The following is an 8892-nucleotide window of genomic DNA, read 5'->3' on the forward strand; positions in this document are numbered from 1 at the left end:
CCTATTGGCGGGTACGCGTCCAGATTTCCGAAAGGACGTCCAGAGCGAAATGATCCTCGGCGAGCATGTACACGCTTGCAGCTTCGGCGCGGGCTCCAAAGCGCTTCTTCTGCAGCCCGGCACCCATGCCCAGGGCGATTCGTTTGGTCTTCAGCTCCCGCCCGCGGAGAATCACGTGGCGCAGGCATTGTCGGTAGAGCCCGGCACTCCGCACGTGCTCGTAGTCGAGGCCAATCACCATCGGGCAGTAGACTCCTCGCCCCCGATAGCTTGCCACCATGGCGAGCGGCGGTGCCCCGGTCGGTTCGGTGGCTGCGCGCAGGAGCAGGAGTTCCCAGTTCTCTTCTTCGAGCATGGCCTCGAAGATACCCGCGGGCAACGGGAACGTGTTCAGCTCGCGGCTTCGGCCCTGAACGTTCTGGTACAGCTGCTCGATCCGAGCCCGCTCGTCGTTGGACAAGGGTCGTGTATGTGTGCTGGCGATTTCGCAGTGGTAGGCATCGTTCCAGGGTGCCACTTCGGTTCGAAGGAAGGCCCGGTACTTCTTGCGTAGCGCGCGGAGTTGCTCTGCCTTGCCGAGTTCGAGCCCGAGCGCGAAGCGCTCGGGGGCATCCTGTCGCACGAAGCCGTGGTTGCCGAGAAAACCCTCCAGACGCTCGTCCTCCGTCGGAAGGTCGCGGAGCGCGATGAAGGACGCGCTCTTGGCCTCGGCTGCCTCCCTTATCCGGGTGAGCAAGGCGGATAGCTGCTTCTCCCAGCCAGGTGAACCCGGCGGCAGGCGATTCGGGTCGACGAAGAGGTGGTTGCCCTCTGTAAGCAGGGAACCCATCGAGTAGACCGGTGCCGTGAGCATGTAGGGATCCTTCTGGCGCAGGGCCTCGACCGCGTCGGAGGTCGCGGCGTCCTCCATCATGTCGAGCTTCCACAGCGCTTGCGTGAAGAAGGTGGCCAGAACCGGCGTGCCGTCGGGATCCCGGTTCATGTAGTACCTGAAGCGCCATTCGTCCTCCGGTTTCCCGCTCTGCCGGAAGACCCGCTCGAGGAATCGCAGGCCTTCCCAGTCGAAGCTTCCACGCCCTCCAAGGCAGGCGTCCCAGGTCTCGCGATCGATCTGCTCGATCGAATCCAGCTCTTCGATCTCGGAAGTCGGCGCGTGAGAACGAGGGGTCGTTCTAGCGCAGCGGTCGAGGTGGAAGGTGCTCCAGACCTTGGCTGAGTCCTGCCCCTCTTCTCGGAAAGCGGCGTCAAAGTTCCGGTCGATGGCTTCCGCCAGAGCCTCGAGATCGCTCGGCCGGTGATGGCGCGTGATCGTGAAGCGGATTCCTGCCTGCTTCATCGGCACGGCAGGGAAGTGGGAGACGTTCGTATAGAAGCCATCGGCCATCAGGCGCGCCGCCAGATTTCGCGCGACCCGGGGCAGACCGACTCCAACGAAACGGATCGGGGTGGGATCCTTCGATACGATCGGAAGGCCCCGTTCCTCGAGCAGGCGGGTCGAGAGCGCGATGCGGGAAGCCAGTTCGGCTTGGAGCCCGGGCAGTTCTTCCGATAGGTGGATCTCTGCTGATGCCAGGCCTACGCCAAGCATCGGCGGCTGAACGGGCCCCGAAAAGATCATCGGGCCGCCAACCGTTCGCACCCGGCGCCGTTGCTCGGAGTCTCCGAACACCAGGCATCCGCCAGCCGCCGCAAAGGATTTGTTCAGGCTGGTGGCGACGACCACGCGCTCGTGGAGCGGAACCCGAGAAAGCACACTCCCGCAGCCTCTTGGCCCACACCAGCCCATGCCATGGGCGTCATCGATGTAGAGCCAGAGATTGGGGACCCGCTCGGCGATGGCCCAAAGAGCTTCGACCGGTGCGAGATCACCAAACATGCTGTAGACGCCGTCTGCGAGGATCCATACTCGACGATGGCTGCGGGAGAGCGCGGTTGCTCGCTCCTCCAGTCCGTCGAGGTCGTTGTGGGGAACCAGTTCGACGTGGCAGCCTTCGCTGCGGGCTACCTGCACGCCCATTTGAACGCTGTGATGTACCTGATGGTCGAGGAGGAGTGCGTCGTCTTCGTGGACGAGCGAGGGCAGGGCGGCCAGGTGCCCTAGCGTCGTCGTTGGCGTCACGAGGGTCGCTCCGCCGAGCATCTCCTCCAGCCGCTCCTCCAAGGCGGTGTAGAGGGGAGCGGAGACATAGCTTCGCGACGACGAAAACTGCGTTCCGAAACGCTCTGCCGCTTCGCATGCGGCGCGGCTGAGACGCGGGTCCAATTCGAGCCCGAGATAACTGCAGGAACCGAATTGGAGCAGGTCGCGTCCTTTGATGCGGATCGTCCGGCCCTGCAGGGCCGTGTCCTCCGCGGAGCAGTGGACGAGACCCGCAGTCGCGGTCGTCGAGACGAAGGAATCCAGTAGATCGAGGGGCGTACGGCGGGCCATTGGGGGAGGTCCTTTCACAGCATTTTGGGGGGAGCCTGCATCCATGCAGGCGAACATCTAAGTGTTCCCGGAGAGGGAGGAGGGGATCTACCCCGACCGCGAATCTGATGGAAATACCCTCATGGATTGGGGTTCTTTTTTGTCGGTGGCGGGTAGACTGGAACCGGCTCTGAGGGATGACACTTAGGGGCCGACGCGGGCTAACGGGCTCCCTACGTTCGAGGCCAGTGGGAATGCGCAATCAAACGTCGGACTCGACGGAACGCCCCCCCGGGAACGTCGCCAGGGGTCGCGATGCCTCGACGCGCTCGCTCCCCATGTTGCTGGCCGGCTACCGAGACCGTGGATTCGACCTCGAACTGCTCCTGGACGGGCTTCCCTATTCCGCCGCGGTTCTGGGGGAGGGGAAGCTGTGGATACCTTGGGACCATTTCTCAGAGGTCATGGAGCGCCTCGAGAATGTGGGTGGCCGCGAAGTGCTGAGGGAGATCGTCGACTCGATGGCATTCGACACGCGGAACCACGGCGTCCGACGGTCTCTGTCACTCGCCGTGAGTCCGAGCCAGCTCTTCAACTTGCTCGTACGGTGGATGGGGCCATCCCAATATCCGATCCACACCGCTGAGATGGAAAGGCTCGACGACGGCCGGCTTCGCGTGGTGCTGACGCTCCCACCGCACGTGCGCGCTTCCGAGGCGTTCTTTCGGAGCACCCGCACCGTCTTCGAGAGCTCGCCGCAGCTGCTCGGCCTTGCGCCTGCCACTGTTTCGGCAGAGATCGGTTCGCACCGCTCGGTGTATTGGATCACGCTGCCCCCGAGTGGCACCATCGCCTCCCGCCTGAAACGTGTGCTGGAGGTGTTTTCCGGAGCGAATAGTGCCATCGACGAGCTCGCGGAGCAGCAGAGGGAGCTGCGCCGGAACCATGACGCGCTCGCGGATTCCGTCGTCACCCTGCGGGAGCGGGAGCGTCTGCTGGAGGCGGAGATCGAGGAACGTCGGCGCGCCGAGCAAGCTCTACGGGATAGCGAGGCCCAGCTCCTCCGCTCCCAACGTCTGGAGGCCATGGGTCGCCTGGCCGGCGGCATCGCTCATGACTTCAACAACCTGTTGACCACCGTGCTCGGCTACACGGGTGTTCTCGAAGACGCCAAGCTCTCCCGCGCGGAACTCGACGATGGGTTGTTCGAGATCCGGCGTGCCGCCGAGCGTGCGACCCGGTTGACGGCACAGCTGCTGGCCTTCAGTCGCCGCCAGGTGATGATGCCCCAGCACCTGGATTTGAATGCGATCGTGAACGAGATGGAATCGATGTTGGGCCGGGTCCTCGGCGATGACGTCGAATTGCGTGCGGAGCTCGAACCGGACCTCCCTGGGCTGAGGGCGGATCCGAGTCAGCTGGAGCAGGTGCTCCTCAACCTTGCCGTGAATGCGCGGGATGCGATGCCGCGCGGTGGATGCCTGACGCTCCGAACGAGTAGCTCTGGGGAAGGGGATTCGCGTCGCGTCTGGCTGCGCGTGGAAGATACGGGCCAGGGAATCGAGGAAGAGGTACGAAGGCAGATCTTCGAGCCGTTCTTTACGACGAAGGAGGTCGGCCAGGGTACGGGCCTTGGCCTTTCGACGGTCTACGGAATCGTTCATCAGACCGGCGGTAGGATCGAGGTGGAGAGCGTCGTCGGAGAAGGAAGTACCTTCGTCATCGATTTTCCCGCGGCAGAGGAAACCTCTGCCAAGGTCAGCGAGCCGCTGCCGGGGCGCGTGGTCAGCGGCGGACGCGAGACGGTGATGGTCGTTGAGGATGAAGACAGCGTGCGTAAGCTCATGACGCGGGTGCTGAGCGCCGGAGGTTATCGTGTCTTCGCCGCGTCAGGGGCAGAGGAGGCCTGGTCCGGCCCAATGCACAATGAGCACGTCGATCTCGTCATCAGCGATGTGATGATGCGCGGCACCTCCGGCCTCGAGTTGGCCGCCCGCTTGCGGGAAGAACGACCAGACCTTCCGGTGCTCCTGGTTTCGGGCGTTCCCGGCGAGCCGAACGCGGTCGGCCCAGAGTTTGCCTTTCTTCCGAAACCCTTTACCCGGAGCCAATTGCTCGAGCGCGTCCGGGAGTTGCTCGACTAACGCCGCCGCGTCGCAAGCGCGCAAGCCCCCAGAAGCACGAAACCCGTCAGCCATGTCCAAACGATCGTGGGCTCGCCGATGCCTGTCACCAGCCCGCGGCTGACCGGGCTCTCGTATCTCTGACCGGGATCTTGCCGCTCTGCGACGCGACCTTTCTCCGATGTGGTCCAGCGAGCTTCCGAAGCGGCTAGGGAAACCGGGAAGGCCAGTTCGAGGATGGCGTTTTCCCGAAAGGCGACCGTCAGCTCGCGGCGAGACCGCCCGGGATCGCCGGCATGTTTCGCTGCGGCCTGGAGATATCGGTCCCGTCGGAACAGGTGGACGCGGAACTCGTGCAGGAAAGGGTCCGTGGTCGGGTTGTAGGTGGCCAGGAACTCCCGGTAGCGATCTTCAGAGCCCTCTCGCTTCATGACGGCGCCGGCTTCCGCTCCTCGCAGCGAATCGAACCGAGAGAGTTCGTCCCTCGTGAATCGAGACCGGAAGAGGGCGGTTCCTGGAAGCTCGTGGAGGTGTCCGTATTCGAGCATCACCCCCTCGTTCTGGAGGAGGAATCCGAGGCCGGGGAGACGGCTCGCGTAACTGGCGATGCGGCTCGGCGTATTGAGCAGGCTGGCGCCCAGAAGCAGCCATGCGAGAGCTGCGACGGCGCAGAATCCTCGCAAGCCACGTGCCGTCCCGCCTCGAGCTGCAGGCCCCAGGGCCCCAGCGACCAGGCCAATTTGAACCCCGCTGGCAGCGAGCGCATTGATCACGAGGTCGCGGATGTCCCAGTGGCGCGAGGGCGTCATCCATTGGATCGCTTCGTCCAGGATTCCAACAGAGGCACCGAGCAGCGCGGCGGCTGGATACACCCACGCATCGGGTAGGCGGAAGGCAAGCGCGCGAGCCCCCAGGATGCCAAGGGCGCCGTATTCGAGAAGGTGCACGGCTTCTTCCGGATTCTTCCGCAGAAAGAAGGCGCCGCCTACGTAAGCGAGTGTGATACCGAAGAGAACCCACCCGCCATGGCTCCGGCTCGACTTCGTTGTGCGGAGTCGATTCCATGCCGTCCAGCTGGCAGCGGCGATCCCTGCGACGACGACGATGAGGAAGAAGCCGCTCCCTACGGTCGACTCGACCAGGTGTTGGGCCTGCCGCGCCAGCGGAATCGTCAGGAGAACGAGCACTGCGGTCGCAAGAAAGGCGACCCATGCGCGGGCTTCGGCCTGGGACTCGTTCGGTCTGCGCGTCACCCCACGACGGTCGCGCTCAGCGACCGGCCCGGCAAGCGCGTTGAGCCGCTGCGGCTACGAAACGAGTGCGCGCAGAACCAGAGCCATGGCGACGACCACCAGCCAGCCGGCGGCGCCGAGGCCCAGCGAGACGAAGATGCCTCGCATCGGATCGAGGCAGCGCTCTTGGCCGCGGTGCTGTGCAGAGGCTTGCACCGAGGCATTCGATCCGGTCGTGATGGCCGAGTTCGTCATCGTCCAGCATCCCCCCGAAAGGCGTCTGTTCGATTGCGGATCCGACTTCACGGGACGGTCGTCTCCGCCTGGAGAGAAACATCCCAGATGGGGCGACACACTGCGGTGACGCCAATCACAACCGCAGATCTTGGCGTCAGCCGCCCGAAGAGCGGGCGTACGCGAGCAACGAAAGCCAGGCTGCGACCAGACATATCCCTCCAATGGGGGTAATAGGACCCAGCCAGCGTGGACCACCGAGCACCAGGACGTAGATCGACCCCGAGAAGAATACGATTCCGGCGCTGAATAGTTTCATGGCCCAGGGGGCCGAGGGATCGCCGTTGGATGCGGTCCAGGCGAGCACCAGCAGCACGACGGCATGCAAGAGGTGGTACTCGACCGCGGTGTTCCAGCTAGCGAGGCTCTCGGGGGTCAAGCGTGCCTTCAGGGTATGGGCCCCGAACGCGCCAAGCACGACACCGGAAGCGCCCAGCAGGGATGCGATGGAGACCCAGCCCGGCATCGTTCAGGCCACCACGCCCCGCTCGCGAAGCGCGACCAGGTCCTCGGCGTCCACCCCGAGTTCTTCGAAGATCTCGTTCGTGTGTTCGCCCAGGGAGGGAGCGGGAAGTCGCAAGCTCGACGGAGTGGCACTGAAGCGTTCGGCCGGCCGGGCCTGACGCATCCGTCCGGCTACCGGGTGTTCATCCTCGACGACCAGTTCGTTGGCCTCGAGCTGCGGGTGGGTGAGGAGATCTTTTCGGCTCAGCACGGGGGCCGAAGGTACATCCTCGGCTTCGAGCCGCTCCAGCCATTCGGCGGTCGTGCGAGAGCGGAAGACTTCGGCGGTCATCGTCAGGCGGTCTCCCGCATGCATGATGCGCCCGGCGGCGGTTTCGAAGCGTGGATCCTCGAGCCATTCTTCGTGCTCGATGGCGCGGCACAGGCCCTTCCACTCGCTATCGGAAACGGCCCCCGCCGTCAGGTAGCCATCGGCTGTCTCGAAGATCAGATCCTGGGCGTAGCGCGCACGGCGATCGTGTTGGCCCTCGCCGATGAACGTGTGGCCGGCCATGCCTTCGGGCCACGCGAAAGCGACCATCGCATCGAGCATGGCGAGACGAAGATGCTGCCCCTCGCCGCTGCGCTCCCGATGAAAGAGGGCTGCGGTGATGGCCTGGGCTGCGGTAACGGCCGTGAGCTTGTCCGGCACGATCAAGCGAACCATGCGGGGGCGCCCCGTATCGCGATCCGCCTGGATCGCGGCCAGCCCCGAAAGGGCTTGCACGACCGGGTCGTAGACTTTCTTGTGCGCGTAGGGACCTTTCTCCCCGAAGCCGCTGATCGAGCAGTAGACGAGATCGGGCTTGATCTTGCGAAGAGCTTCCTCGCCGATCCCCATTCGCTCGGCGGCCCCAGGGCGAAAGTTCTGCACGAAGACATCGGCGCTGGCGATCAGCTTTTCGAACAGGGCGAGGCCCTCTTTCTGCTTGAGATCGATGACAACGGAACGCTTGTTGCGATTCGACGTCACGAACGTCGCGGAGAGCCCATCCCGCCGCGCACCCATCACGCGTACGAGATCTCCTACGCCCGGTGCTTCGACCTTGACGACGTCGGCACCCTGGTCGGCCAGGATTCGCGTACAGATCGGACCAGAGATCATGGTGGTCGTGTCGATGACACGAATGCCGTCGAGTGCTCCGGGAATGGGAGGCTCCTTCTCTCAGGCGCTCGACGCGGCTGCAACCAACGCCAGATCGCGCTCGCGCACCTTGCCGAGATCGAATTTCTTGGCTGAAGCGGCCATGCGGGTGAGCGCAGCTCCGAGTTCCATCGGAGGCTTGGTCTCGCCTTTCTTGGCGCGATGGAAGCGAACCGGGTTGATGCGCGCCACGACATAGTTGCGAACGTAGGGGGAGTCGAAGCCGCGTTCTTTCAGCGCTCCGACGATCTCCTTCACGCGGGTATCGATCGTCAGCAGGCGTGCCGCATAGCCTTCGCGAGCCTGAAGGCTCTTGGGAAGGGTCTTCGTCGTGAAGCGATCGACCTTCTTGAGGAAAGGGCTGTACGCGCCCCCGGCGAATCGACCATTCTCCTGGTAGATCAGGCCGAGCGTGAGCAACTCCGCGGCTTCGAACTCCGAACTGAAATCGTTTTCTTTCGCACGTGGGTGCCGCTCGGCGAGGGTTCTCGCCATGCGAATCACCTCCAGGCTGCGATCCTTCAGGTTGTGGGCCTTCTCCGTGTTGAGCGCGAGGATCCGGAACGCCAGCGCCTCGTCGGGCGAGATCAAGGCGGTGATCTGCCGCAGGCCCAACACCTTGGCGGCAGCCAGGCGATGCCGGCCGTTCGGCGTCCAGAACCCGCCTTCCGCACCTCGCACGACGATCAACGGATCGAGAAACGAGCCACTCTCCTCGATCTTCGCGGCCAGGCGCTTGGTGTGAGTTGGCGAGAGATCCCGCTGGAAGGGCGTCGGTTCGATGGCATCACGGGGCAGGGAGGCCAACAGGAGTGGTTTCCCCGAGAGGGGTTCCCGGTAGGCGCCGATCACTGCCCCTCCGGCCGCTTCGACTTCCTGGGCCAGGGGCCGGAGCTCCGGTTCTTCAGCGCTGATGACGACTTCCGAAGCCTCCAGCCCGCGCTTCTCCTTGCGAATGGTGAGTTTCTTCCGCGCGGAACTCTTGCGGGTCGTCTTCTTCCGCGCGGCTTTCTTCCGGGTCGCTGCTTTCTTGCGAGCCGCCACCTCTAGCAGGCTGCGGAAAAACCCCGTGCGGGTCCGCCAATCGGTTGGTACACGCATGATCAGGGGGTGAGAGATGCGCGGAACCGATCACGACCAGTCTGCGATGTTCAGCTACGTGTCGCCAGAAGCGCGAATTCCGGC

General features: G+C 64.2%; 7 protein-coding genes. 1 reads left to right on the top strand and 6 read right to left on the bottom strand.

Going from position 1 to position 8892, the window contains the following annotated elements; translation table 11 throughout:
* Nucleotide 1: 1 nt before the first annotated feature.
* Entirely contained in the window at nucleotides 2-2431 is a 2430-nt protein-coding gene (locus GY937_19820) for an aminotransferase class I/II-fold pyridoxal phosphate-dependent enzyme (GenBank protein ID MCP5058957.1), read from the bottom strand.
* A gap of 233 nt (nucleotides 2432-2664) precedes the next feature.
* Here GY937_19820 and GY937_19825 point away from each other — a divergent pair, with 233 nt between their 5' ends.
* Nucleotides 2665-4554, top strand: a complete 1890-nt coding sequence (locus tag GY937_19825) for a response regulator (GenBank protein MCP5058958.1) — start codon at nucleotides 2665-2667, stop codon at nucleotides 4552-4554.
* On the opposite strand, the gene GY937_19830 is transcribed toward GY937_19825, so the two are convergent.
* The 5 genes from GY937_19830 to GY937_19850 form a co-directional block, all read right to left on the bottom strand.
* The gene (locus GY937_19830; GenBank protein ID MCP5058959.1) at nucleotides 4551-5786 is read right to left on the bottom strand and encodes a VanZ family protein; all 1236 of its coding nucleotides are present in this window, start codon (nucleotides 5784-5786) and stop codon (nucleotides 4551-4553) included. The two genes, GY937_19825 and GY937_19830, sit on opposite strands and share 4 nt — an antisense overlap.
* A gap of 54 nt (nucleotides 5787-5840) precedes the next feature.
* The gene (locus GY937_19835; protein MCP5058960.1) at nucleotides 5841-6020 is read right to left on the bottom strand and encodes a hypothetical protein; all 180 of its coding nucleotides are present in this window, start codon (nucleotides 6018-6020) and stop codon (nucleotides 5841-5843) included.
* A gap of 136 nt (nucleotides 6021-6156) precedes the next feature.
* Nucleotides 6157-6525 carry a DUF423 domain-containing protein gene (locus GY937_19840; protein ID MCP5058961.1) on the bottom strand — a complete coding sequence of 123 codons (369 nt, stop codon included), beginning with the start codon at nucleotides 6523-6525 and terminating at the stop codon, nucleotides 6157-6159.
* A gap of 3 nt (nucleotides 6526-6528) precedes the next feature.
* Nucleotides 6529-7713 (bottom strand): CoA transferase, encoded by a 1185-nt coding sequence (locus tag GY937_19845; GenBank protein MCP5058962.1) that lies wholly within the window; start codon nucleotides 7711-7713, stop codon nucleotides 6529-6531.
* A 15-nt stretch (nucleotides 7714-7728) separates the two neighbouring features.
* Nucleotides 7729-8751, bottom strand: coding sequence for a ParB N-terminal domain-containing protein (locus GY937_19850; protein ID MCP5058963.1), 1023 nt, complete (start codon nucleotides 8749-8751; stop codon nucleotides 7729-7731).
* Nucleotides 8752-8892 lie beyond the last annotated feature (141 nt).

This window comes from bacterium (assembly GCA_024228115.1).
Taxonomy (GTDB): Bacteria; Myxococcota_A; UBA9160; order UBA9160; family UBA6930.

Excerpts from the sequence above, each read along its gene's own strand:
- GY937_19835 (MCP5058960.1), bottom strand. The coding sequence starts at position 6,020 with ATGACGAACTCGGCCATCACGACCGGATCGAATGCCTCGGTGCAAGCC.
- GY937_19825 (MCP5058958.1), top strand. The coding sequence starts at position 2,665 with ATGCGCAATCAAACGTCGGACTCGACGGAACGCCCCCCCGGGAACGTC.
- GY937_19840 (MCP5058961.1), bottom strand. The coding sequence starts at position 6,525 with ATGCCGGGCTGGGTCTCCATCGCATCCCTGCTGGGCGCTTCCGGTGTC.
- GY937_19820 (MCP5058957.1), bottom strand. The coding sequence starts at position 2,431 with ATGGCCCGCCGTACGCCCCTCGATCTACTGGATTCCTTCGTCTCGACG.